Below are 24,163 nucleotides of genomic sequence, written 5' to 3'. Positions count from 1 at the left end.
AGGCGCTGATATTGGGCCGTCAGTTTGCAATTTTGTTTCGTCGGAGTCCCCACTTGAACAAGCGCGTTCAGCACTCGCCGCTCGATCTCTTTGATCGCAAGATCCTCGCCATTCTCCAGCGGGACAACATGACCCCGCAGCGCACGATCGGCGATGCGGTGAACCTGTCCGCGCCGGCCGTTCAGCGCCGGATCAAGCGGATGCGGGAGGAGGGAGTGATCCGGGCGGATGTCTCGGTCGTCGCGCCGGAGGCTGTCGGGCAGTCGATCACGATCTTCGTCGAGGTGGAGGTGATCAGCGAAACCGCCGATCAGATCGAGCGGGCGAAGACGGAGTTCGCAGCCGCGCCGGAAATCCAGCAATGTTATTACGTCACCGGCGAAGCGGATTTCATCCTTGTCATCGTCGTGCCGTCGATGGTTGATTACGAGGCACTCACCCGGCGGCTCTTCTTCGGCAACAACAACGTCAAGCGCTTCCGCACCTTTGTTGCGATGGACCGGGTCAAAGTCGGGCTTGGCGTGCCTCTGGAGTAAGCCGATGCGGCGGCCGGGTCGCCACCGCATCGGCAGGAAACGGAGGGATTATGCCGCGCGCTTCAGTGCATCGCCGATCGTCGAGACGATCGTGTCGATCTGGTCTTTCTCGACGATCAGCGGCGGAGAAAGCGCGATGATATCGCCGGTCACGCGGATCAGCAGGCCCTTCTTGAAGCAATCGACGAAGACGTCGTAGGCGCGGGTTCCCGGTGCCCCGTCACGCGGAGCGAGTTCGATTGCGCCGACCAGTCCGAGATTGCGGATGTCGACCACACCAGGCAGGCCCTTCAGCGAATGGAGGGCGTCCTGCCAATACTCGGCCAGGTCGGATGCACGCGTCAGCAGCCCTTCTTCCTCGTAGATTTCGAGGGTCGCGAGCCCCGCGGCGCAGGCGACCGGATGGCCGGAATAGGTATAGCCGTGGAAGAGTTCGATCGCATTGTCAGGTCCGACCATAAGTCCGTCATGGACCTTACGGCTGGCAAAGACTGCGCCCATGGGGATGGCGCCGTTGGTCAGGCCCTTCGCCGTGGTGACGAGATCGGGTACGACGCCGAAGTAATCCACCGCGAAAGGCGTGCCGAGACGACCGAAGCCGGTGATGACCTCGTCAAAAATCAGCAGGATGCCATACTTGTCGGCGGTGGCGCGCAGTTTTTCCAGATAACCCTTCGGCGGCAGGACAACACCGGCCGATCCCGACATCGGCTCGACAATGACGGCTGCGATGGTTTCGGCGCCATGCAACTGCACCAGGCGCTCGAGATCATCCGCCAGTTCAGCGCCATGGGCGGGCAGCCCCTTCGAAAATGCGTTGCGCTCGATGTCGAGCGTATGGCGCATGTGATCGGCCGGGATCTGAGGGAAGACCCGCCGATTGTTGACGAGACCGCCGACGGAAATGCCGCCGAAGCCGACGCCGTGATAGCCCTTTTCCCGGCCGATGATCCGGGTGCGCGTCCCGTGGCCGATCGCGCGCTGGTAGGCGATGGCGATCTTCAGGGCCGTGTCGACCGATTCCGAGCCCGAGCCGGTGAAGAAGACCCGGTCGAGCTTGGCGTTAGCCCCGCCCGGTGCGTTGGCGGCGAGTTTTGCGGCGAAGTCGAAGGCGATCGGATGCCCCATCTGGAAGGTCGGCGCATAGTCGAGCGTGGCAAGCTGCCGTTCGACCGCCTGGGCGATCTTCCTGCGGCCGTGGCCGGCGTTGCAGCACCAGAGCCCGGCCGTGCCGTCCAGCACCTGGTTTCCATCGACGTCGGTGTAATACATCCCTTCGGCAGCGGCCAGCAGGCGCGGCGCAGCCTTGAATTGCCGGTTGGCGGTGAACGGCATCCAGAAATTTTCGAGTACGGGCGCGTTCGTCTTGCTGATCTGGTCCATCCTGGCCTCCTTTGAAATCGCCTGGAGAATGGCAATTTCCATCCTTCAAACAAGTCCTTTTCTTTGCCGATGTAAGTTATTGAAATTGAACAGAGAAGAAGATAGATTTTGAGGTATTCTGGACAACGCAAACGGATCCATCATGTCAGTCGACATCGGCAGCCGCCTTCGCCATCTGCGCCTCGCCCACAAGCTTTCCCAGCGTGAGCTCGCCAAACGCACCGGTGTGCCGAACTCGACGATCTCGCTGATCGAATCGAACGCCTCCAACCCTTCGGTCGGAGCGCTGAAGCGAATTCTCGACGGCATTCCGATCGGGCTGGCGGAATTCTTCGCCTTCGAACCGGAGCGTCCGAAAAAGGCCTTCTACGCCGCCGAGGAGCTGGTGGAGATCGGCAAGGGCGCCATTTCCTACAAGCAAGTCGGTGAAACCCTGTTCGGACGCAGCCTGCAGATACTGAAGGAATGCTACCAGCCGGGTGCCGACACCGGAAAAATTCCCCTTGTTCACGAAGGAGAGGAGGGCGGGATCGTGCTCTCGGGAAGACTCGAGGTCACGGTCGACGACGAGCGGCGTATCCTTGGGCCGGGCGACGCTTATTATTTCGAAAGCCGGCGCCCGCATCGGTTCCGCTGCGTCGGACCGGTGCCCTGCGAGGTTATCAGCGCCTGCACGCCGCCGACCTTTTAGTTCGATTTCGCAAAAGCGCGCAGTGACTGCGGAAAGACGGTCCCGGAGGCGGACCGATAAACGATCCGCCTCAGGCAATTGATCTTGACTTAGTCGTTCGCCGATACCTTGACACCGAGCACCGTGGGAATGGTGTTCGGCGCGCCCATGGCTGCCCCCACGATCATCGGCACGGGAACCGGCTTTTCCGGGGCGGCGCGGACGGTCAGGCTCTTGGGCCTGTCGAGATAGGTGTCAAGAGCTGCGGATATCTGATTTTGCAGTTCCGGCATGTTGAGTTGCGCCATCATCATCGGAACCAGCGCCTTCAGCGATTGCGCCAGCTCGTCGCCCGTGACGCCTTGCTTGGCGCCGGCATAGTCGAGCGCCTTTTTGGTGATCGAGGCGTCGTCGAAGCGGATCGAGGCGCTGTTGAATGTCAGCTGCTGCATCAGCCCCATCATCGCAAGTCCAGCGGCCTGGTTGGCCTCTTCCTTATTTGGATTGGCTTCGGCTGTCTTGACCGCCTCCTGTAGCGATTTGATGAAGCCGAGCGTATAACCGGAGAAGTCGATGGCGAAGTTCAGCCGGCCGACATTCTTGAAATCGAAAGCATATTCGTCGAGGACAACCTTGCCGCTTTCGACTTCCCAGCTTCCCTTCATCGTCATGGTGCCGTCGAGCGTCGCCAGTCCGAGCTTCTCGATGGCCTCCTTCGCAGCCGCGTCCTCGACCTCAGACAGGTCGGCCTTGAAGCCGGCGACATTGGCATCATAAGTAAAGCCGCCGTCCCGGCGCCCCATGTTTGCCTCGACGCCTTCGATCGCAAACACGTCCTTGCCCTTGATGTTGAGAGCGATTGGCCCGGTGCTGGCGGTTTCATAGAGGAGGATGTCGTCCAGCGTCTCGCCGGTCGCATTGGCGGGAATCGTCAGTCCGGTGAACAGAATCTCCTTGGCGGAAAAGCGCCCTCCCTCCTGGCTGATATCGACATCCGGGAAGGAAAGGCTCTTGGCGTAATAGGCGCCGCCTTCTTTTTCCTCGACGCCCTCGAAGGTGAGGTCGCCGATCTTCAGCGCATCGCCGGGCAGGTTCGCAAATCCCACCTGGACGCCCGTTGCCGTCACCGTGTCGCCGGCGACTTCGGCCTTCTCGAAGGTGATGACCGTGCCGCCGGCATTGGCCGCGGCGCTGAGCTTCTTCATCATATCCGCGCCGTCGAGGGCGAGCGCCGGGCCGGCCAGCGTCAGGAACGCCGTGCTTGCCATCATCAGGTGGAAATTGCGCAGATGCTTCATGGAGATGTCCTTGTGTTGAAAGTAGATGCGGGGGAATACATGGAACATGCGCCGGCGGCGCTCTGCTCGCAGAGCGGCGGGGACGTCACGGTTCGTCAGATCAGCTAATTGGAGGGAATGCGATCGCGATCGGCCGGAACCGGCAGGCCGGAGGCATTCGGCCACCCTGCCGCCGGCGGCCGGGCGAGGATATTTTCTCTAGCAAAAGTAGTTTCGTGACTCATCGTCAGAGCTAAATTGCATTTCTTCGATTATTGCAACCGCGATTTTTGATGGCGGAGCGGAAATCAGTCAGGCTTGGCGGCGACGCCGACGCATTCCAGAATTGTGGTGCGGCAAACACCCGCCTCCCGCTGTGGGCGAGGCTTGGCGCGCCAGTTCTGGTAGGCGATCCGGAATTCGATATCCTTGTAAAAATAGGTCCTGGCCTTTTGTCGCGAGCGGCTCCTGTTCAACGCATCCGCCGTCACTACGACATGGGTGGCAAGCCGTTTGAATTGCCATGGCGGCGTGCGTCGCTCCTTCTCGATCACCTCGACGTATAGGGATCGTCTTCCCCGGGATCGGGAGCCGTGTGGACGGTGGCCCAACGGACGGTCCGAGGTGAGACGGAGAGAATGATGGCGGAAATGGTCGGTCGCTCCACCGGTTCGGCGCGGGCTAAAATCGCCTGGCCCAAAATCGCGGCGACTGTGAAAAGGACGGTAAGGGATGTTCGCTTAGGGTGCATGCGCTTCAGTTGCTGCGGCCCTCGATGCGGGCGAGCACACCGTCGAGTGCCGCGGTCAGCGCAGCAAGGCCGCCCTTCTTGTCGACGTCGGAGAGAACCTGCTCGTTCAATCCGCCCTTGGTGGCGAATTCGCGGCTCAGCGCGCTGAACGGCTCGGTGCCTGGGCTGTTGGCCTTCTGCGCCAGGCTTGCGAAAAGCGGCGCGATGTAGGCATTTGCTTTAGGCCTTTCGAGGCCGCTCTTTTCCAGCCAGCCGGCTGTAGTTTCCATGATGCCGAAATAGGTCGACATCAGTGCGCTCGCCGCCGCGAGCAGATCATATTCCTTTTTAGACTGACACTCGACGGCGGTTCCGAGCGTATCGAACAGCGCCGCGACGGCGGCATCCGGCGGGAGGATGGCGGTGACGCCTTGCCGCTGCGCAACGAAAGGCAGGGGGATGGCCTGGACGAGGTGCACGTCGGTGCCGATCCAATCGAGAAGAGCCTGGCGCTCGGTCGCGGCTACGAGGCTGACGACCACCTGGCCGGTTCTGAACGAAAGCGCCCGTACGACCTCCTCGGCGATCTGCGGACGGATTGCCAGGAACACCATGTCGCTGCGATCGACGACAGTCTGGTTGTCCCCGGCAATCCTGACGGCGGCGAACTCCTCTGCCAATGTCGCGGCAATGTGTGCGCTCCGCGGCGATACGTGGATCTCGGAGGCGTAAGCCGGTGCGGCCAGAAGCCCGCGAACCATCGCTTCGGTGATCGCGCCGGTGCCGACGAATCCAATGCTGTTGATCATCACTGTTACTCCGCAGCCCGCAGCGGTCCCAGCGCGACATCCGTCGTGTAGTTCTCGCGCATGAAGTTGATGAAATTGTCCTGGAACTGGCGCGTATGGGCGTGGGCGAGCTCGTCGGCCAAATCAACGTTCTTGTCCCTGATGGCGTCGAGCATCAGCGTGTGCTCATCGGTCAGCAGATAGCCCTCATGCGTCCGCTCCAGATATTCGAAATGCAGGTGCAGCATGCGCTGGCCCTGCGACAAAAGCTTCTCGTAGAACGAGGCGAGATACTGGTTTTTTCCGGCATGGGCGATCGCCATGTGGAATTCCTTGTTGGCTTCCGACATGGCGAGGTGATTGCCTGTCCTGACCGCCGCCTCGAACGATTTCAACCGCTTGGCGATGATCTTCAGGTCGGCCTCGGTTCTGAGTGCCGCGGCCAGCCGCGTATTCATCCGCTGGGCGATGTCGAGCGCCTCGACATATTTCGGAAAGGTCGCCACTTCGATCGGCGCGACGATCGTGCTGCGGTTGGAAAGCGTCACCACCAGCTCGTCGGCACCGAGTCGGATCAGCGCTTCGCGCACCGGCGAGCGCGACATGTCGAAGCGTTCGGCGAGCGTCATCTCGTCGAGAAGCTGACCGGGCGGCAGAGCGAGCGACAGGATCTCGTTGCGCAGCGTTTCATAGACGCTCTTCCAGCCGGTCCCGCGGATGCGTTTCACTTCCGATTCTTCAGACACTTAAGTCCCTTTCTCTCGACGACAGGTCCATTGGGCCAGAAAAACAGCGTGTCGGCAATGTAATTTTTCCGCTTGACTTTGTCGACACGCTGTTGACATATTCTTGCCAGTCGACACGCAGCCGACAAGAAAACAACAGAAACGGCCAGAGCCGACGAGTGGAACCGCGCGCTTCGCGCACAACAAAAGAGGAATGCCCAATGCTTTCTTTGATAACGTCCGCCCTGCGGGCGCTGCCCGCGCTCGCCCTGATGGCAGGTCTTTCCGCAACCGCCGCCCACGCCCAGACCGCCGAGGGATATTGGCAGGGCGTGCAGAAGGCAGGCGCTTTGCGTTGTGGCGCGGCTGTAGCGCCGCCCTATGTCATGCGCGATCCGGCGACGGGCGAGTACACCGGCTTCTTCGCCGATCTCTGCAAGGAGTTTGCCGACGTCCTCAAGGTGAAGCCTGAATTCGTCGATACGACCTGGGACAATATCGTCGCCGGTCTGCAGGCGGGCAAATGGGATCTGTCGCTCGCGCTTAACCGGACGCCGGCGCGCGCCATGGCCGTGCAGTTCTCGATCCCGGCGATGGAGTACCAGATCTCGCTCGCCTACAATAAAAACAATCCGAAGATCGCGGCCGGCGCCGCTTCGGTGGCCGATATAGACAAGGCGGGCGTAACTCTTGCGGTCATGTCAGGCACGGCCCAAGACAAGGCCATTTCCGCGGCGGTCAAGAACGCCACGATCATGCGCCTGCCCGGCAACGACGAGACCCGCCTGGCGGTCACCTCGAAGCGCGCCGACATCCTGGTCGACGCCTCCGACACCAACCAGCTCTTCACTCAGTCGAACCCGGATTGGGCGGTTGCGCTCAACCCGACGCCGGCCCTTGCCAAACAGGGTGTCGCTTTCGGCCTGCCGCATCAGCTTTCGGCTGCCGACGTCGAAGTGATCAATATCTTCCTCGAAGAGAGGGTCGCCACCGGCCATGTCGACGAGCTGATCCGCAAAGCCGTCGACGAAGTCCTCAAGGGCGCGAAGTAGCCTCGCCGGGGCCGGTGCGACGATCGCCCCGGCCCTTTCAAGCTTCGATCATCGGAGATTGGCCATGACCACGTCCTTCAGCCTTCCCCTCGTGAAAATGCAGGCGCTCCACAAAAGCTATGGCGGCGGCGCAATCCAGGTGCTGAAAGGCATCGACATCGAAATGAAGCCCGGCGAACGCGTCGTCGTCATCGGTCCGAGCGGCGGCGGCAAGAGCACGCTGCTGCGCGTGATGATGGGGCTGGAACAGATCGACAGCGGTTCGATCAGCTTCGATGGCAAGCCCTATATTTCTTCCGACGGTGCGGCCAGCAAGACGCAGATCGACACCAATGTCCGCCGCTCGATCGGCATGGTCTTCCAGCACTACACGCTGTTTCCGCATCTGAACGTCACCCAGAACCTGATCCTGGCGCCCTGCAAGGTGCGCGGAGAGGCCAAGGCGAAAGCCACGGCCCGCGCCCAGGCGCTGCTCGAGCGCTTCGGGCTCGGCGCCAAGGCCAACGCCTATCCGGCCCAGCTTTCCGGCGGTCAGAAGCAGCGCGTCGCCATCGCCCGCGCGCTGATGCTCGATCCGAAACTGATGCTGTTCGACGAAGTCACCTCGGCGCTCGATCCGGAGCTCGTCAGCGAGGTCGAGCAGGTCATCCTGCAGCTCGCCGCCCAGGACATGCCGATGATGATCGTCACCCATGACATGTGGTTCGCCAAGAACATCGCCTCGCGCGTCATCTTCTGCGCCGGCGGCGTGGTCGTCGAGGACGGCCCGCCCGAACAGGTGCTCGGTGCCCCGCGCGAGGAGCGGACCAAGGAATTCATCGACCGCGTCTTCCACATCAAGCAGTAGGAGGGGCAGGCCATGAACTACACGTTCGACTTCCACGCGGTGACGCTTGCGCCGCTCTTGCAGGGCCTGTGGGTTTCGCTGCAGCTGACGGCGGCGGCGAATATCATCGGCATCGTCTTCGGCTTCGCGCTCGCTCTTTTGATCATGAGTCCCTACCGGGCCGTGCGGCTGCCCTTCATGCTGTTCGTCGAGTTCTTTCGCTGCACGCCGGCTATCGTCCAGATCGTCTGGATCTTCTACTGCGTGCCGATGCTGTTCGACGTCTTTCTCGATCAGATGACGATGGGCATCATGGCGCTCGGGCTCAATCTGATGGCGTTCAATGCCGAAGCCTATCGCGCCGCAATCCAGGCGGTGCCGCGCGAGCAGCTCGATGCCGGCATCGCGCTCGGCCTCAATCCGCTGCAGCGGGTGCTCTATATCGTTTTCCCGACGGCCTTCCGCGCCTCGATCCCGGTGCTTCTGACCAATGGCATCGTCATTTTCCAGCAGAGCGCCCTGGTCGCGATCGTGGCGATCCAGGACCTGATGTACCAGGGCAAGACGCTGGCGACGGAAACCTACCGCCCGATCGAGACCTTCACGGTCGTGGCTCTCATCTATTTCGCCGTGTCCTTCCCGATCACCCAGATCGTCGGCCTGCTCGAACGCCGGCGCCAGATCCTCGTCAGCTAGGAGGCCAGCATGATGACGCTCGACTTCTCGATCCTGCTGCGCTTCGAAAACGCGCTGCTGCTCGGCCTGTGGATGACGATCAAGCTGACGATCATCTGCATCGTGCTCGGATGCTCTCTCGGCTTCCTCGTCGGCTTGGCCCGTGCATCGCGCAATCTGGCGCTTCGCGCCATTGCGGGCACCTATGTCGAATTCTTCCGCGGCACGCCGGTCCTTATCCAGCTCTTCTGGATCTTCTTCTGCCTGCCGCTCATCCTCGGCGTCGAGCTTTCGAATCTCGCATCGGGCGTCATCACGCTGACGCTCTACATGGGCGCCATCACCAGCGAAACGTTCCGCGCCAGTCTCAAATCCATCGGCCGGGAGCAGTTGGATGCCTGTGTCGCCCTCGGCCTGCCGCAGAGGGTCCAGGTCGTCAACGTCGTGCTGCCGCAGGCGGTGCTGCGGGCCGTCCCGACGCTGCTGTCGAACTGCGTCAGCCTGTTCAAGGAAAGCGCGCTGGTCTCCGCCGTCGGCATGGCCGACCTGATGTTCGTCGGCCAGAACATTTCGAACAATACCGCCCGTCCGGTCGAAGTGCTGACGGTCGTCGCCCTGATCTATTTCGTCATCGCCTTCCCACTCACGCGGGCGGTCTCCCTCATCGAGGGGCGCATTCTCAAGAAGCTCGCAATCTGAAAACCGTCGTTCCCAGGACAGGAGACATCCCATGAAACTTTCCGGCGTCATGCCCGCCCTCATCACGCCCTTCGACGCGAACAACAGGATCGACTTCAAGGCATTCGAAAAGCTTCTGACGCATCTGCGCGAGGCAGGCGTCACCGGCTGGGTTCCGAACGGGTCGACCGGTGAATATTTCAGCCAATCCAGGGAAGAGCGCCGTGACGTGCTGCAGTTCGTCAAGGAATTTGCCAGGCCGGGCGAAATCCTGATCGCCGGCACCAATGCGCCCGCGACCCGCGAGGTGATCGAGCAGACGGCGATGGCGAGAGATATCGGCTATGACACGGTCCTGCTGGCGCCACCGTTCTATACCCGTCCGACGCAGGCCGAACTCATCAAGCACTATGAAATGGTGCTCGGCGCCGTCGATGTGAGCCTCGTCCTCTATTCCTATCCGGCCAAGGACGGTTCGGACATCAGTTTCGACCTGATGGACCACTTTGCCGATAATCGGCGGGTGATCGGGATCAAGGAAAGCTCCGGCATATTGCAGCGGGCGATCGACATCGCCAGTCGCTATGAGGGCAAGATCCAGCTGGTCAGCGGCTCCGACGACATCGCGCTCGATTTCATGTTCTGGGGCGCGGAAAGCTGGATTTGCGGTCCGTCCAACTGCATGGCCAAGGCCTGCTGCGATCTCGACCGCACGTTCAAATCCGGCGATCTCGACAAGGCGCGCAAGCAGATGAAAACCCTCTATCGGGCGATGAACATCCTCGAAAGCGGCAAGTTCGTGCAGAAGATCAAATATGGCTGCGAGCTTCAGGGCCTGCCTGTGGGGACGTGCCGCGCGCCGCTTGGCGAACTGACGGCGGAGGAAAAGGCCGAGTTCCGGGCGGCGATGGAGCCGATCCTCAACTGGTAGGATTTCTCACATCGATATCGGGATCGGTCAAACCGATCCCGTGTTTTCCATGAGGAGCAGGGAGGCTGAAGCGATGCGATTCAAGAAGGTTCTGTCCGTCGTCGATTGCCATGCGGAAGGCGAGAGCGGCAAGGTGATCGTCGGCGGTGTCGGCCAGGTCAAGGGCAAGACCATGTTCCACAAGCGGACCTATCTCGAAACCCACATGGACGATATCCGCAAGATGGTTCTGTTCGAGCCCCGCGGCGCCGTCTGGCACAACGCCAACATCGTTCTGCCCTCCAATCATCCGGAAGCCGATTTCGGCTATGTGATCCTGGAGACGACGGAATATCCTGTTATGTCGGGTTCGAACACGATGTGCGTGGCGACCGTGCTGCTTGAAACCGGCATTCTGCCGATGCAGGAGCCGGTGACGAATCTGACGCTGGAATCGCCGGCCGGCCTCATTCGGGTTCGCTGTGAATGTTCAGACGGCAAGGTGACGAGTGTCCGGCTCGTGAACCAGCCGGCCTTCTGCTACCATCTCGGCAGCCATATCGAAGTCGAAGGTCTCGGTACTGTTGAGGTCGACATCGTCTATGGCGGCATGACCTATACGATGGTCGATGCCGCGGCTCTCGGCTTTTCGATCGATCCCTCCGAAGCCCGCGACCTTTGCGAGATCGGGCAGAAGCTCAAATTCGCCGCCGCCGAGCAGCTTGCGGTGGAGCATCCCGACAACCCCGCGATCCCCGGCATCACCAACACCCAATTCATGGGACCGCTGCGCCGCGAAAACGGCCAGCTGATTTCCAACAATTGCGTGGTCGTCTCTCCCGGCCGCTGCGATCGCTCGCCCTGCGGCACCGGCTCTTCGGCCCGTCTTGCCCTGCTGCATGCCAAGGGCCTGATCGCGCCCGGCGAAACTCTCATCCATGAATCCATCACCGGAAGCCGCTTCACCTGCGCCATCGACGGGCTGGCGAAGGTCGGAAAATACGATGCCGTCATTCCGGCAATCTCAGGACAGGCATGGATCACGGGCTTCTATCAGATGGGCATGGATCCGACCGACCCCTATCAGGAGGGGTTCACCGTCGCCGACACCTGGATGACTGCTGCTTGGTGTTGAACGATCTGGAATGGATATGAGTGCAAACAAAGCCCCCCTGGTGGTCGTGGGCGCCGGCATCATCGGCGTCGTCATTGCGTATGAGCTGCAAAGGCGCGGGCAAAGTGTCGTGCTGGTGGACAGGGCGGCCCCCGGCATGGGCGCCTCCTACGGCAATATGGCGAGCATCGCCGTCACCGAATTCATGCCGGCCTCGCGCCCCGGCATCTGGGCGCAGATGCCGAAATGGCTGCTCGACCCGGAAGGGCCGGTGCGCATTCGGCCCGGCTACCTGCCGAAACTCGTGCCGTGGTTCCTGAGATTCCTGGCTGCCAGCCGCCCCTCAAAATTGAGGGAATTGGAGGCGGCCGGCGCCGTGCTCTGCCGGCGCGTCTACCAAGACCTGGATGCGCTGCTGAAGGAGACCGGGCTGAAGCATATGCTGACGGCCGAGGGGTGCCTGAGCCTTTATACCGACGAAGCCGAGTTCAGGGCCGATCGCGAGCATATCGAAATCCTGGAGCGCTTCGGCTTCCGGCACGAAATTCTCGGCGGCAATGCCATCCGGGATCTCGAGCCGGCCTTGACCACGAAGATCGGCAAGGCCGTGCTCTTTCCCGACAATCGGTCGATCACCGATCCGCACAAGCTCGTCCTCGCTCTTGCCGAAAAGTTCCTGGCGCTCGGCGGCAGGGTGGTTCAAGGCGATGTCGCCGGTTTCGAGCAAAGCGAGACCGGCGTCTCGGCCCTCCGCCTGGCGGATGGGCGCAGTGTCGAGGCCGATAAGGTGGTGCTTGCGGTCGGCGCCTTCACCGCGAGGCTTTCCGCCCTGCTGCGGGAGCCGATCCCGCTCGAAACCGAACGCGGCTACCACACGCAGATCATGGAACCCGGCATTTCGATGCGCCATTCAATCATCTGGCCGGCGCGCGCCTTCATGGTGACGCCGACGGCGGGCGGCATCCGTGTCGGAGGCACGGTCGAAATGGCCGGTCTCGACGCGCCGCCGGATTATCGGCGCGCAAAGATCCTGGTGAAGCGGGCTCGAGAAGCGTTGCCGGAGCTGAAGGCCGAAGGCGCGACGGAATGGATGGGGCACCGCCCGGCACTGCCCGACACCGTACCGGTCATGGGTCCATCCGCCAAGCGCCGCAACGTCTGGTACGCGACGGGTCATGGGCATCTCGGTCTGACTTATGCCGCCACGACCGGCCGCTTGATGGCCGACCTCGTTACGGGCGTCCAGCCGCCCGTGGACATGAAACCTTATCGCGTCGACCGCTTCTAAGCGCGGCGCTGACGCAAGGCAAAAGGGAGTGAACATGCGAAGCGAACTCTACATTGATGGACAGTGGGTGAAGCCGGTCAAGGGCGGCACCTGCACGGTGACGAACCCGGCAACGGAAGAGGTGATCCAGACGATCGGCGCCGCAACGGCCGAAGATGTCGACCTTGCCGTCAAGGCAGCGCGCCGCGCCTTCGACACGGACGGCTGGCCGAAGTTGACGGGCGCTCAGCGCGCCCGATATCTCCGGGTCATCGCCGATGGCATCCGCGCCCGCCAGGCCGAGATCGCCCGCCTCGAAGTCCTCGACAACGGCAAGCCGTTCCCCGAGGCCGACTGGGACGTCGCCGACGCCGCCGGCTGCTTCGATTTCTATGCGGGGCTTGCCGAACAGCTCGACAACAATCCCGAGGAGACGATCGCGCTTCCCGATCAGCGCTTTACCTCCAAGGCGGTGCGCGAGCCGCTCGGTGTCGCCGGCGCGATTATCCCCTGGAACTATCCGCTGCTGATGGCGGCTTGGAAGGTCGCCCCGGCACTGGCCGCCGGCTGCACGGTGGTGCTGAAGCCCGCCGAGCTGACATCGCTGACGGCGCTTGAACTGGCGGCGGTTGCCGACGAAGCCGGGTTGCCGCCCGGCGTACTCAATATTTTGACCGGCGCAGGGTCGGTCGCCGGCCAGGCGATCATCGATCATAAACAAGTCGACAAGCTCGCCTTTACCGGCTCGGGGCCGGTCGGCTCGAAGATCATGGCGGCCGCCGCCCGCGACATCAAGCGGGTCAGCCTCGAACTCGGCGGCAAGTCGCCTTTCGTCGTCTTCGAGGACGCCGATATCGACAAGGCTGTCGAATGGATCATGTTCGGCATTTTCTGGAACCAGGGCCAGGTCTGCTCCGCGACATCGCGGGTCCTCGTGCAGGACACCATCTACGAGCGGTTGCTCGCGCGGCTGATCGAGGAAACGAAGAAGATCAAGATCGGCAACGGCTTGGACGAGGGCGTTCTGCTGGGGCCGCTGGTTTCCAAGCGCCAGCACGAGCAGGTCGTCGCCGCGATCGAAGCGGCGCGGCAGGCGGGTGCGACGGTCGCCTGCGGCGGAGCCCGCCCGGAAGGATTCGACAAGGGCTATTATCTCCAGCCGACCATTCTGACCGAGGTTCCGCTCGACAGCGCCGCCTGGGTTGAGGAGATCTTCGGGCCTGTCGTCTGCATCCGGCCATTCAAGACCGAAGAGGAGGCGATCGAACTCGCCAATGATTCCCGCTTCGGCCTCGCCGCCGCCGTCATGTCGAAGGACGACATGAGGGCCGAGCGCGTCGCGGCCGCCTTCCGCGCCGGCATCGTCTGGATCAATTGCTCGCAGCCGACCTTCACCGAGGCGCCCTGGGGCGGCTACAAGGAATCCGGCATCGGCCGCGAACTTGGCCGCTGGGGCCTCGACAACTATCTCGAGACCAAGCAGATCACCCGCTTCGTCAGCGAGGATCCCTGGGGCTGGTACATCAAGCCGGAGGCGGCCGAATGAACTGGGACCGCAGCCTCGATCTGTTGCAGGTCCACTGCCAGGGCGAGATCGGCAAGGTCATCATGGCGGGAGCGCCCGAGATACCGGGCGCGACCATGCTCGACAAGATGAACCACATCAACACGGTCGACGACAGCCTGCGCCGCTTCGTCACCTTCGAGCCGCGCGCCAATGTCGCCATGTCGGTGAACCTGCTGGTCGCGCCGACCCGCGCCGATGCCGACGCCGGCTTCATCGTGCTGCAGGCCGACCGCGCTCACCCGATGTCGGGTAGCAACTGCATCTGCGTCGTCACCGCGCTTCTCGAAAGCGGGCGGTTGCCGATGTCAGAGCCGGAGACGGTGGTGCGGTTGGACACGCCCGCCGGCCTGATCGTCGCGCGCGCTGCCTGCCGCGACGGCCGCTGCCTGTCGGTCAGCCTCGACAACGTGCCGAGCTTTGCGGAAGCGCTGGACAGAGAGGTGGATGCGCCGAAATGGGGCCGGCTCAAGGTCGATGTCGCCTTCGGCGGCGTCTATTATGCGCTGGTCGATGTCGACCAGCTCGCCCTCGATATTGCGCCGGCCAATGCCCGGCGGCTGGCGGAGGCAGGCATCGAGCTCAAGGCGCTTCTGGCTAGCCAAGTCTCGGTCGCCCATCCGGTCCTGAGTGGCGTCAACGAAATCGCCTATGTGATGTTTCGCGGGCGCGAGGCTGACGGTGCGGTCAGGACCTGCACGACGCTGCAGCCGGGCCGCGTCGACCGCTCGCCCTGCGGCACCGGCAGCTCGGCCAATCTGGCGACCCTTTATGCTCGCGGTGAGGTCGCCGTCGGAGACTCGAGGACGTCGCGGTCGATCATTGGCGGCGAATTCCTAGCGGAGGCGATCGGCGAAACCGAGGTGGGCGGCCGCCGCGCCGTGTTGCCGAGAATAACCGGCCGGGCCTATGTCTATGGCCGTGAGCAGCTGCGCATGTCCGGCGACGATCCCTTCGCCGCGGGCTTTGCGCTCGCTGACACATGGGGGCCGCAGGTCGGCCTGCTCGGATAGGAGCCTGCAATTGTCTCACCTTCAACCTCTGGCCGGCCAGACTGTCCTCGTCACCGGAGCATCCGGCGGTATCGGCGCAGCCATCGTCGAGCGCCTTTCGGCCGAAGGCGCACGACCGGTCATCCATTACGGCCGTGACAGGCAGCGTGCGGAAGCCCTGCTCGGCCAGCTCGGCGGAAACGGATTGATCGTTCAGGCCGACCTCTCCAGTCCGGACGGCGCCTTCGCGCTTTGGCGCGACGCGCTTTCGGTGGCGGGACGGATCCATGCCGTCGTCAACAATGCCGGGGTCCGCAACGAGATTTCGATCGATGCCGATCCGGCCGACTGGCGGGCGGCCTGGCAGAAGGAGTTTCAGGTGAACTTCTTCGCGGCGGCGATCTCTGCAAAGAGGCGCTCGTGCATTTCAAGCAGCATGGCGGCGGGCGGATCGTCAATATGGCCAGCCGCGCCGGTCAGCGCGGCTACGCAGCCGACGCCATGCCTTATGGGGCGACGAAGGCGGCGCTCACCAATCTGACAAAGTCGATCGCGAGGAGCTTCGGTCGCGACGGAGTGGTCGCCGTCTCCGTCGCGCCGGGATGGGTGCGGACCGAAATGGCCGAGGATTTCGTGGCAAGGCACGGGAAGGAGGCGGCGGTTGGCGATATTCCGATCGGTGAGATGGCCGAGCCGGGCGAGATCGCCGAACTGGTTGCCTTCCTGCTTCGTCCGTCGCAGGCATCGGTCAACGGCGCGACATTCGACGTCAATGGCGGCAGCTACATCAGGTAGAGCAATTCCAGCGGTGCGGCAGCGCTAGTGCGTCCGCAATCGCCTGAGGACAAAGGGAAGGGGTTCGTTATGAAGAGATTTTTGGGCAAGGTCGCCGTCGTGACGGGCGGCGGAGGCGGCATCGGGTCGGCCATCTGCAGGAGGCTGGCCGATGAGGGCGCCTTGGTGGTGGTGACGGACGCGAACGCCGAGGCGGCCGGTGACGTCGCCGCCGGCATAGAGGCCGTTGGCGGATCGGCGATTGCCATCGCGGCCGATATTTCGCGGAAATCGGAATGCGTCGACCTCATCGAGAAAGCCTTTGCGATCAAGGGGCGGCTCGACGTGCTGGTCAACAATGCCGGCATCAACCGGCGCGGAAATCTGCTGGCGCTGTCGGACGAGGATTGGAACACGAGCTTCGCCGTCAACCTCGATTCGATGTTCCATCTCTGCCGGGCCGCACTGCCGCATATGATCGCCGCCGGCGGCGGCGCGATCGTCAATACTGCCTCGCAATGGGGGCTCTACCCGGCGCCGAATCACATCGCCTACAACACGACGAAAGCAGCGGTCGCCGCCTTCACCCAGAATCTTGCCCGCGACTACGCGCCCGACAAGGTCCGGGTCAATGCGGTTTGCCCCGGCGAAATCCATACGCCGATGCTCGAAGCGGGCGTCACCCGCTCCGGCCGGACGATCGCCGATCTCGACAAGCTCGTTCCCTACGGCCGTATCGGCAGGCCGGAGGAGGTGGCAGCGCTCGTTGCCTTCCTGGCATCGGATGAAGCGGCCTTCATGTGCGGCTCACTGGTGGAAATCACCGGAGCGCAAGCCGTGGCTTGAAGCGCCGATCGGCCTTGAGCAATGAGATCGTCTACGATATCCCAAGCATCTTCGCGCCCCGCAGAACAAGAAGGAGCTTGGGCCATGCCTTTCAACACCGCTCAGGTGACCAATCTCGGGAAGGCCCCCACCGCCTCGGATGTCATCCTGAAGTTCATCCGCGATTCCATCGCGGACGGCTCGCTGGATGAAGGCGAGCCGATCCGTCAGGACGATGTCGCCCGCCTGTTCAATGTCAGCAAGATCCCCGTGCGGGAAGCGCTCAAGCGGCTGGAGGCCGAAGGTCTGGTGGAATTCCACCGGAACAAGGGCGCAATCGTTACCAGTGTCTCGGAGCCCGAGATCGCCCAGATCTTCGAGGTGCGAGCGATCCTGGAATCCAATGCCATCAGGCTCTCGATTCCTCATATGACGGAGGAAACGTTCGAAAAGGCGCTCGCCTATTGCGACGCCTTCGCCAAGGAAACGGATGTGGCGCGCTGGTCGGAATTGAACTGGCGGTTTCACAGCTGTCTTTATGAGGACGCGCAACGACCTTTCCTGGTCAACACGATCCGTTCCGTCAACGACCGGCTGGAACGCTATCTCCGGGTGCAATTGACGCTGTCGCACGGCCAGCAGACGGCGGACCGCGAACATCGGCAGATCATCGAAGCGTGCCGGGCGCGTGACGAAGAAAAGGCGGCCGGTCTCGTCTATGCTCACATCATGAGCGCCTGCCAATCCCTCCTCGAACATCTTCCGGCAAAAAAGCCGCGCTGAACGCACCCTGAAATCGATGCCGGTCCGTCAGGCGTCCGCGATCTGCTTGATGGTCTCGAAGACCGCGCGCGGCACTTTCAGGCTCTGGGACGGCGATTTTGGATATTCGATCCCGTCGACGCCAGGTATGAACACGCCGTGTTGCTGGAGCCGGGTTGCCTGGCGATGCGCGCGCTCGACGAGGCCATCGTCGGGGCGTCCGGGCATCATTGCGATGACGGTCAATCCCACCGCCGGGCTGGCGTTTCCCGATCTGAAAGATGGCGTGTCCAGCGACCAGGGGCCTCCGGACAGTCCGGCCGACAGCATTTCCACCATCAGCGCCAAATTGGCGCCCTTGCGCCCGCCGAAGGGAAGGAGAGCTCCGGCCAGTGCTCTTGCGGCATCCCGAGTGTCCATGCCCGTCTCGTCGACCGCCCATCCCTCCGGAATGCTGCGCCCCTCGGCTGCGGCTGCGACGATGTTGACATAGGCCGTTGCGCTCGAGGCCTGGTCGATGATGAGCGGCAGCGAGCCTTCTCCGAGCGGGAAGCCGAAGGCCATCGGGTTCGTGCTGTAGACGGCGGGACCGCCCGCTTTGGCGACCACCATGGCATTTGCATTGGTCGCGGCGATGCCGGCAAGGCCTTCGCCGGCAAGCCGACGAACATAATAGCCCAGCTCTCCCGCGGTGTAGCTGTTCGTTTGCGTGAAGATGGCGACCCCGAAAGTTCGCGCCGCTTCGGCCAGATCGTTTAACGCCAGATCGAAGCCGAGCTGCGCGATACCGCGATCGGCATCGGCGATGAAGAAGGCGGGAAACGGTCGCTCGCAGGTTGGCGTTGGATGGCAGTTGATGCGGCCCTCGCGAAAGCTGTCGAGATAATCCAGCATGTGCGGAAATCCGAGGGTCGCAGGGCCAAAGAGCGCGGCGGACAAGGTGGCGTCCACCAGGGAGCGGGCGGTGGATTGCGCTGCGCCGGCTGCCCGACAGGCCCGTATCGCCAAGGTCTCGGCTTCAGACTGATCGAGTAAAACCTCATCCGACATCTCGGATCTCCATTCGTTGTTTTGTCCTCGGATGCCTTGCGGGCATCCGCCAGCTTTGACGCAGCGTTCAGGCCATGCGGCGTTCTAGCAAAGCAGGCAAACGCCGACAGGCCAAAATGTACAATGGTGTCTATGGCCATCACTTTGGCGATTGACAGGTCTGCATCTTTGGATATCGTATACGATATTACAAAGCAATAGCGATCGCGGGTCATTCGTCAGGCTCTCGCGGACGGGCACGACGGTCGCTTGAGGTAAACGCGCCGAAAAGCTGGCATTGGAGGAAAAAATGGGTTTCAAAAGAACGATCCACGCAGTCGATACCCACGCGGGCACGCCGATGCGCGTGGTCACAGGCGGCATTCCGCATATTCCCGGCAATTCCGTCTATGAGAAGATGAAATGGCTGGAGAGCAACGACGATCAGCTGCGCAAGCTGATGCTGCGCGAGCCGCGCGGCTATCCCGCCCATTGCTGCAACATCATCGTGCCGCCCTGTCACCCGGAAGCCGATGCCGGCTATATCATTCTCGAGCAGGTCGAATATCCGATGATGTCCGGCGGCAATACCATTTCGGTCGTGACCGTGCTTTTGGAAATGGGCATGCTTCCGATGAAGGAGCCGATCACCGAGCTGGTGCTCGAGGCGCCCGCCGGCCTGATCCGCGTCAAAGCGGAATGCAGCAACGGCAAGGTCAAGAACGTCACCTTCAAGAACGTCCCGGCCTTTGCCGCCCATCTCGATGCCGTTATCGACGTGCCGCATCTTGGAAAGGTTACGGTCGATGTCGGCTGGGGCGGCATGTTCTATGTCATCGCCGATGTCAGGCAGTTCAAGGGGCTCGAATTGATCCCGGCGCACGGGCGGGAGATCGCGCGTGTTTCCGCGATGATCCGCCAGGCGGCCATCGAACAGTTGCCGGTTGCCCATCCGCATTATCCCGGCGTCGGCATCACGATCTCGCAGCTGTCGGGGCCAACGGATGATCCGAACGCCGACTGGAAGAACACGGTGACGATGGCGACGGGTGATCTTTCCTGGGACGATCCCGCGACCTGGACGGGAGCGCTCGATCGCTGCCCCTGCGGCACTGGCACATGCGCGAAGATGGCCGTTCTGCATGCGAAGGGCGAGTTGCCGCTCAATCAGGATTTCCGGCATCAGGGGATTCTCGGCAATATCTACACCGGCAGGCTGGTCGAAGAAGCAAGGATCGGTGATAGATCCGCCGTCGTCCCAACGCTGACCGGCACCAGCTGGATCTCCGGCCTGAACACCCTCGTTCTGGACAATGACGATCCCTTCACCGAAGGGTTCACCCCAGGGGACATCTGGGCCTGAGCTAAGGGGCGCGACGCATCGCCTGGGCGATGATCCCGCTTTCGTTTCGGACGTCATGTGTTTACAAGCGCAAGCTGTAAAGATTCGACCGAACGGAGGCATTGATCTTGCATATCGTGCGTCGCGCGCTGTTGGGGTCTCTATGGGCCCTGATCGGCTGGAAACCTTCTTTCGCTATCGACACCAGCCCGGAAACAGTCGCCCAGGAGGAGGCGTCGTCGGTGACACCCCGCCATGTCCTCTGTTTTCTCGGGAGGGATCGCGACCTCAGCCGCTTGTCCGAAGCGGCAGCCCAAGCGATCCGTGATTTCGCCACCGGGTTCAGCGTCGATGAGGACTATTCGCAGGCAGAGCCGGATGACCGCATGAGCCGGTCATTCGATGTCTGCTGGGATCGAGTCGAACCCGATGCATGGAACGAGGCGGACGAGAAAGCCGTCGCCGATCATCAATCCGTCCTCTATGTCCTCGGGCCGAGCATGGCGCGAGCAGACACCGTCGAGGTGTCGATGACGGCCCTGCGCCTCGTCGAGCGGTTGATCGAGGCGGGAGCGGTTGCCGTCAAGGGCGAAAGCGCCGGTATCGCACATGGATTGGATCGATGGAGAGTGCTGATCGGCCAAGGCGTCGAAGCGCAGAAAGCCGGCAATCCGCTCGCCCAGCAGCGCGTCGGCCGGCTGGCCTTCGCGAAGCGGCCGCTCTCGGCGCGGGGATATCTGGAAAGCGTCGGCTTCCATCTCGTGGGGCTGCCGGAGGTTTATGTGCCGGAGACGGCCGGTAGCGAAAGGCAGGCCGTTGCCATCATGGATGCAGTTGCCGACGAGATCGGTAAGCAGGGTCTCGATCCGACGCTCAAGGCGCGGGGCGCAAGCCTCTCCTTTGATTCCACCTATGAAGTGGACGAATTCAAGTTCAATCCCTACGGCATCGTCAGGCTCGCGGGGTGAGCCGGCTCGATCTCGCGGTTATCGGCCTGCGACAGGGCCAAGCGCTGAATCGCCGTTGCAGCGACGCGCTCATATGCATTAGTTGTAACTGATCGTGTCGCTCACGCGTGGGCGATTGAAGAAATGGTGGTCGAAGCTGTAGCCGTTCTGTCCGGTGAAGTTCGAGAAAAATGACGACACCGGTGTCGTCAATGTGTATTGTACCCGCGTCAGCACCACCTGGACGCCCGTCTCCTGGATCTTCGTCGGTATGTCGATCGCGCTTGCCGTGCCGGAAGCAAGCGACGAGGTGTTGAACGCGGCGGACCAGTTGACGGTCGCCTTGCCGCTGTTGTCGACATCATTGACCGTGACCGTAATCGTCAGCCCGGTGGTCTCATAGGGCTGCAGGATGAAGCTCGCCCCGGAAAGAAGCTTGGCGACGTCGGTCTTCGTCCAGGTGCTCTGTTGCGCGATCATATCGCCTGTACTGGAGGCAATCTCGTCTATCTTGCGGCTGACGGTGAGGGCATGGCCGAGATCGACGGTGCCGAACAGCAGCACGATCAGGATCGGCAGCACCAGTGCGAATTCCACGCCCGAAGCGGCCGTGCGGTCGCATGCGAGGCGACCGATGCAGGATCGGGCGAGGCTGAGAAGGGGGAGGTTCCGTTTCATGATCATCTCAAAAGGGCTCATTGCGAAACAGAGCGGAGGACCCAAGGAGATAGCGGCCGTCCGAAAGCTTGGCGCTCGACAGGCTGAAGAAATTGACCGAGGCTTCCCAGGGCAGAAACGCCTGTACCAGAATGTAATCGCTGCCCTTGCCGATATCATAAGTCTCGGTGACGGCGAGATTGCCGCTGTCGTCGATCGGATCAGCGCTGGTGGCGGACGACAGATCGGAAAGCACGCTGACCTTGACGACGAGGCCGCTCGAGCAGCTGAAAGATAGAAGCATGTCGTCGCAAATTTTGCTCTTGAAAGTGGCCAGTGTGATCTTCGATGACGCCACCTCGCCGGTACGGATCATCCGAGAGATTTTATGAACGGAAGCGTCCAGCGAGGAGTTGACGAAGAACATCAGTGACACTTCGATGATGCCGAAGATCATGATGAAGAGCGGCAGGGCCAGGATCGCAAATTCGATCGCAGCCACTCCCTTGCGATCGCCGAGCAGGCGGCGAAGCAGTGCAAAGCGGTTTCTTGCGATCATTGGGTCAGCCGGACGGAAGAGAGATATTGAGTGAAGAGCGTCGACAGGCCCGCCGTGATTTCCGTCGACGACGATGCCGATATGAACAGGCTCTTCGACGATGCGCAGTCGGCAAGCGCGTAGGGAATATAATCGCGTCTCGTAATGCTGGTCGACACGCCGCTGTCCATGGTGCCGCCCCAGGTGCTCTTCCAGTTGGCGCTCGCCATGGTCGAGCCGACGGTCGCGTTATAGCCCCAGTCCGTGGTGATCGGCAGATATTCGGTGTAGAGCACGGCCATCGTGTTGGATTGATTTTTCAGATAGTCGCACCAGGCGGGGTTGAGGGGCGCTACTTTAGGCCAGTACTTTGAGCCATTTGTCACCCATTCACGCTGCGATTGGACACCGTCCGTCAGCAGGAGAACCAGCTTGAGCGGCGAGCCCGAGGAGGTTCCGTCCCCTCCGGCGCCGACTTTCTGTTTGAGGGTCGCAAGGGAAACGTTGAAATAGGTGGCGGCCTTCGAGGTCGCGCTGGTGAGGCCGTAGCTGCTGTCCGCGAGGCGGGTGCGCGCCGTATCCGTGCTCAGAGTCGGGGCGAGAACCTCCGAAAGCGTATCTCCGAGGCTGTATAGCCCGACCTTGATGCGTTCATGATTCTCATCGGATTCGTCGATCATGTCGAGCACTTCGCGCACGGCGTCGCCGGCGACATCGGCGCGCAGTTTTATCTTCTTTTCCTTGCTGTAGTCATAATTGGTCGCGTATGTCGTCTTGCCGATGGTGTGTGAATCGCCCGTGTGGCAGGCGAACTGGCATTTGATGCCGGTATACATGGTCGACTGACCTGACGTCGTTGCCGCCAGCAGCATCGACGGCGATGTGTCGATGACGATATAGACATTGAGATAGGACGTGGCAGGGCCCTTGACGGCGCTTGCCACGCTCACGGGAACGGTCTCGATATTGGCGATCTTCATGAATGTCGTCGGAACGGTGCCGTTCGCCGTCGCCGTGATGTTGTGGTTCAGGGTATCGATGTCGATATCGCCAAGCGTGTAGCTATTGTCCACCTGTGCGTGGAACCAGTCGGCAACCTTCTCTTTGAGAGCGTCGGTATCCTCGGTGTTGTTGATCTGCTTGACCGCTGCGATCAGGGCCGCGTCAAGGTCGCTCTGCATCCTCTGCCGGACATTGTAGCTGCGGATATAGTCGAAGCTCGCACCGACGGCGACGAGCATCGGAACGAGGCTGAGGGCGACGACGATCGCGACGTTGCCGCCCCTATCCCTTCCGAGACTGCGGAGGGCGCTCGTAATTCGAGCAAGTGAGTATGAAAAAGCCGACTGCAAAACACACCGTGACGCAAGACAAAAAATAGCAAAAGCAAGATGTAGCTGGAAAACTTGAGGGTTTGTTAATTTCCCAGTTTCCGGTAGAAGATGCACTGTCGGCACGCCGTTTGCTGCGCTTATTGGACATGGTTGCGAATTATGGATATTCGCTGCGCTGTCGGCGTGTGCGGAGTGAGCCTCTCTCAGCGCTGCATCAGCAGATCGTGCAAGCGTCTTTGAACCTCTTGCGAAGACATGTTCCTGTCGTTGAAAAAGTCTCCCACCACGGCAATCCAGCCTTCCGACATCTAGGTCGGCATGGCCTGCGACTGGGCGCTGACTTCACCCTTCTTGGCCTTGATCATCTCCAATCCGAGCTTGCCGCAATGATCGAGCCCGGACGAAGCGACGTCGGTGCGGACCGGCAGCGATCCCTTGATCCGGCTGAACGCAACCTGATTGTTGCGATCGACATCCGGGCGAAGGCTTCCTGCCCCCCGGTCGCGCCATTGCGATTGGTGAGCGGGAAGGTCTTCTTATAGACATGTCGTTGAAGATGAGAGACACCTCCCATCGCGCACCGCCGAGCGCGACCGGCACGCGTCCCGCAGCCTTGATCCTTTCGGCGGCTTCGACGATCTCGTCGCAGGACTGCGGCACCGAGCGGGCGGGATTTTGCCGACGAAACTATCCACTTTGCGCCGGGATGATCCGTATCGCGCGCCGAAAATTGCAGCGCCGCCGCAGACGGAGCGATCTCTTAATTTT

The 24,163-nt window shown here is 61.9% G+C and carries 24 protein-coding genes and 2 pseudogenes; 16 read left to right on the top strand and 10 right to left on the bottom strand.

Annotated features, from left to right (window positions below; genetic code table 11):
* The first annotated feature begins 53 nt into the window (after window positions 1-53).
* Window positions 54-536 carry an Lrp/AsnC family transcriptional regulator gene (locus tag Tal182_RS31055; RefSeq protein ID WP_245344916.1) on the top strand — a complete coding sequence of 161 codons (483 nt, stop codon included), beginning with the start codon at window positions 54-56 and terminating at the stop codon, window positions 534-536.
* A gap of 48 nt (window positions 537-584) precedes the next feature.
* Here Tal182_RS31055 and Tal182_RS31050 read toward each other — a convergent pair whose 3' ends face one another.
* Window positions 585-1,919 (bottom strand): aspartate aminotransferase family protein, encoded by a 1,335-nt coding sequence (locus Tal182_RS31050; protein ID WP_085862137.1) that lies wholly within the window; start codon window positions 1,917-1,919, stop codon window positions 585-587.
* A gap of 142 nt (window positions 1,920-2,061) precedes the next feature.
* Here Tal182_RS31050 and Tal182_RS31045 point away from each other — a divergent pair, with 142 nt between their 5' ends.
* Window positions 2,062-2,610: a cupin domain-containing protein gene (locus Tal182_RS31045; RefSeq protein ID WP_085862028.1), complete on the top strand. Its 549-nt coding sequence runs from the start codon at window positions 2,062-2,064 to the stop codon at window positions 2,608-2,610.
* Window positions 2,611-2,699: 89 nt separating this feature from the next.
* Here the strand turns inward: Tal182_RS31045 and Tal182_RS31040 are convergent, their stop codons facing one another.
* The 4 genes from Tal182_RS31040 to Tal182_RS31025 all read right to left on the bottom strand — a co-directional run bounded on the left by Tal182_RS31040 (window position 2,700) and on the right by Tal182_RS31025 (window position 6,130).
* Window positions 2,700-3,887, bottom strand: coding sequence for a hypothetical protein (locus Tal182_RS31040; RefSeq protein ID WP_085862027.1), 1,188 nt, complete (start codon window positions 3,885-3,887; stop codon window positions 2,700-2,702).
* A gap of 287 nt (window positions 3,888-4,174) precedes the next feature.
* Window positions 4,175-4,420: a DUF5086 family protein gene (locus Tal182_RS33065; RefSeq protein WP_245344911.1), complete on the bottom strand. Its 246-nt coding sequence runs from the start codon at window positions 4,418-4,420 to the stop codon at window positions 4,175-4,177.
* A gap of 202 nt (window positions 4,421-4,622) precedes the next feature.
* Window positions 4,623-5,408: a pyrroline-5-carboxylate reductase gene (locus tag Tal182_RS31030; RefSeq protein WP_094299138.1), complete on the bottom strand. Its 786-nt coding sequence runs from the start codon at window positions 5,406-5,408 to the stop codon at window positions 4,623-4,625.
* A gap of 2 nt (window positions 5,409-5,410) precedes the next feature.
* Window positions 5,411-6,130 (bottom strand): GntR family transcriptional regulator, encoded by a 720-nt coding sequence (locus Tal182_RS31025; protein ID WP_037146392.1) that lies wholly within the window; start codon window positions 6,128-6,130, stop codon window positions 5,411-5,413.
* A gap of 200 nt (window positions 6,131-6,330) precedes the next feature.
* Here Tal182_RS31025 and Tal182_RS31020 point away from each other — a divergent pair, with 200 nt between their 5' ends.
* The 12 genes and pseudogenes from Tal182_RS31020 to Tal182_RS30965 all read left to right on the top strand — a co-directional run bounded on the left by Tal182_RS31020 (window position 6,331) and on the right by Tal182_RS30965 (window position 17,569).
* Window positions 6,331-7,161: a transporter substrate-binding domain-containing protein gene (locus Tal182_RS31020; RefSeq protein ID WP_064807825.1), complete on the top strand. Its 831-nt coding sequence runs from the start codon at window positions 6,331-6,333 to the stop codon at window positions 7,159-7,161.
* 64 nt (window positions 7,162-7,225) lie between these two features.
* Entirely contained in the window at window positions 7,226-8,008 is a 783-nt protein-coding gene (locus tag Tal182_RS31015) for an amino acid ABC transporter ATP-binding protein (RefSeq protein WP_085862025.1), read from the top strand.
* A 12-nt stretch (window positions 8,009-8,020) separates the two neighbouring features.
* Window positions 8,021-8,683 carry an amino acid ABC transporter permease gene (locus tag Tal182_RS31010; protein ID WP_085862024.1) on the top strand — a complete coding sequence of 221 codons (663 nt, stop codon included), beginning with the start codon at window positions 8,021-8,023 and terminating at the stop codon, window positions 8,681-8,683.
* A gap of 9 nt (window positions 8,684-8,692) precedes the next feature.
* Entirely contained in the window at window positions 8,693-9,361 is a 669-nt protein-coding gene (locus Tal182_RS31005) for an amino acid ABC transporter permease (RefSeq protein ID WP_206426553.1), read from the top strand.
* 31 nt (window positions 9,362-9,392) lie between these two features.
* The gene (locus Tal182_RS31000) at window positions 9,393-10,271 is read left to right on the top strand and encodes a dihydrodipicolinate synthase family protein (RefSeq protein ID WP_085862023.1); all 879 of its coding nucleotides are present in this window, start codon (window positions 9,393-9,395) and stop codon (window positions 10,269-10,271) included.
* A 73-nt stretch (window positions 10,272-10,344) separates the two neighbouring features.
* Window positions 10,345-11,385: a proline racemase family protein gene (locus tag Tal182_RS30995; protein WP_085862022.1), complete on the top strand. Its 1,041-nt coding sequence runs from the start codon at window positions 10,345-10,347 to the stop codon at window positions 11,383-11,385.
* 16 nt (window positions 11,386-11,401) lie between these two features.
* On the top strand, window positions 11,402-12,652 hold the full coding sequence (locus Tal182_RS30990) for an FAD-dependent oxidoreductase (RefSeq protein ID WP_085862135.1): 1,251 nt from the start codon (window positions 11,402-11,404) through the stop codon (window positions 12,650-12,652).
* 34 nt (window positions 12,653-12,686) lie between these two features.
* Complete coding sequence (locus Tal182_RS30985; RefSeq protein WP_085862021.1) at window positions 12,687-14,177, top strand: aldehyde dehydrogenase family protein; 1,491 nt, start codon at window positions 12,687-12,689, stop codon at window positions 14,175-14,177.
* Window positions 14,174-15,208: a proline racemase family protein gene (locus Tal182_RS30980; protein WP_085862020.1), complete on the top strand. Its 1,035-nt coding sequence runs from the start codon at window positions 14,174-14,176 to the stop codon at window positions 15,206-15,208. Before Tal182_RS30985 ends, Tal182_RS30980 begins: the two co-directional genes overlap by 4 nt.
* A 10-nt stretch (window positions 15,209-15,218) precedes the next feature.
* Window positions 15,219-15,982, top strand: a pseudogene (locus tag Tal182_RS30975) (SDR family oxidoreductase).
* Between the two features lie 69 nt (window positions 15,983-16,051).
* Complete coding sequence (locus Tal182_RS30970) at window positions 16,052-16,807, top strand: SDR family NAD(P)-dependent oxidoreductase (RefSeq protein WP_085862019.1); 756 nt, start codon at window positions 16,052-16,054, stop codon at window positions 16,805-16,807.
* A gap of 84 nt (window positions 16,808-16,891) precedes the next feature.
* The gene (locus tag Tal182_RS30965; RefSeq protein WP_085862018.1) at window positions 16,892-17,569 is read left to right on the top strand and encodes a GntR family transcriptional regulator; all 678 of its coding nucleotides are present in this window, start codon (window positions 16,892-16,894) and stop codon (window positions 17,567-17,569) included.
* Window positions 17,570-17,596: 27 nt separating this feature from the next.
* On the opposite strand, the gene Tal182_RS30960 is transcribed toward Tal182_RS30965, so the two are convergent.
* Entirely contained in the window at window positions 17,597-18,598 is a 1,002-nt protein-coding gene (locus Tal182_RS30960; RefSeq protein WP_085862017.1) for an Ldh family oxidoreductase, read from the bottom strand.
* 289 nt (window positions 18,599-18,887) lie between these two features.
* On the opposite strand from Tal182_RS30960, the gene Tal182_RS30955 reads away from it, so the two are divergent.
* Both Tal182_RS30955 and Tal182_RS30950 read left to right on the top strand, forming a co-directional pair.
* Window positions 18,888-19,940 (top strand): proline racemase family protein, encoded by a 1,053-nt coding sequence (locus Tal182_RS30955; protein ID WP_085862016.1) that lies wholly within the window; start codon window positions 18,888-18,890, stop codon window positions 19,938-19,940.
* Window positions 19,941-20,047: 107 nt separating this feature from the next.
* Window positions 20,048-20,887, top strand: coding sequence for a hypothetical protein (locus Tal182_RS30950; RefSeq protein WP_085862134.1), 840 nt, complete (start codon window positions 20,048-20,050; stop codon window positions 20,885-20,887).
* Window positions 20,888-20,965: 78 nt separating this feature from the next.
* On the opposite strand, the gene Tal182_RS30945 is transcribed toward Tal182_RS30950, so the two are convergent.
* The 4 genes and pseudogenes from Tal182_RS30945 to Tal182_RS33060 all read right to left on the bottom strand — a co-directional run.
* A complete protein-coding gene (locus tag Tal182_RS30945; protein WP_085862015.1) occupies window positions 20,966-21,550 on the bottom strand; it encodes a TadE/TadG family type IV pilus assembly protein in 585 nt (194 codons plus the stop codon).
* Window position 21,551: 1 nt separating this feature from the next.
* Window positions 21,552-22,082 (bottom strand): TadE/TadG family type IV pilus assembly protein, encoded by a 531-nt coding sequence (locus Tal182_RS30940; protein WP_085862014.1) that lies wholly within the window; start codon window positions 22,080-22,082, stop codon window positions 21,552-21,554.
* Window positions 22,079-23,413 (bottom strand): TadE/TadG family type IV pilus assembly protein, encoded by a 1,335-nt coding sequence (locus Tal182_RS30935; RefSeq protein ID WP_085862013.1) that lies wholly within the window; start codon window positions 23,411-23,413, stop codon window positions 22,079-22,081. The genes Tal182_RS30940 and Tal182_RS30935 overlap by 4 nt, the downstream gene beginning before the upstream one ends.
* Window positions 23,414-23,598: 185 nt before the next feature.
* Window positions 23,599-23,924: pseudogene (locus Tal182_RS33060) on the bottom strand (carbohydrate ABC transporter substrate-binding protein); the annotation flags it as partial.
* Window positions 23,925-24,163: the final 239 nt, after the last annotated feature.

Origin of the sequence: Rhizobium sp. TAL182 (genome assembly GCF_002117725.1) — a bacterium.
Classification (GTDB): Bacteria; Pseudomonadota; Alphaproteobacteria; order Rhizobiales; family Rhizobiaceae; genus Rhizobium; species Rhizobium esperanzae.
This window is presented reverse-complemented; position numbering and strand designations above follow the sequence as displayed.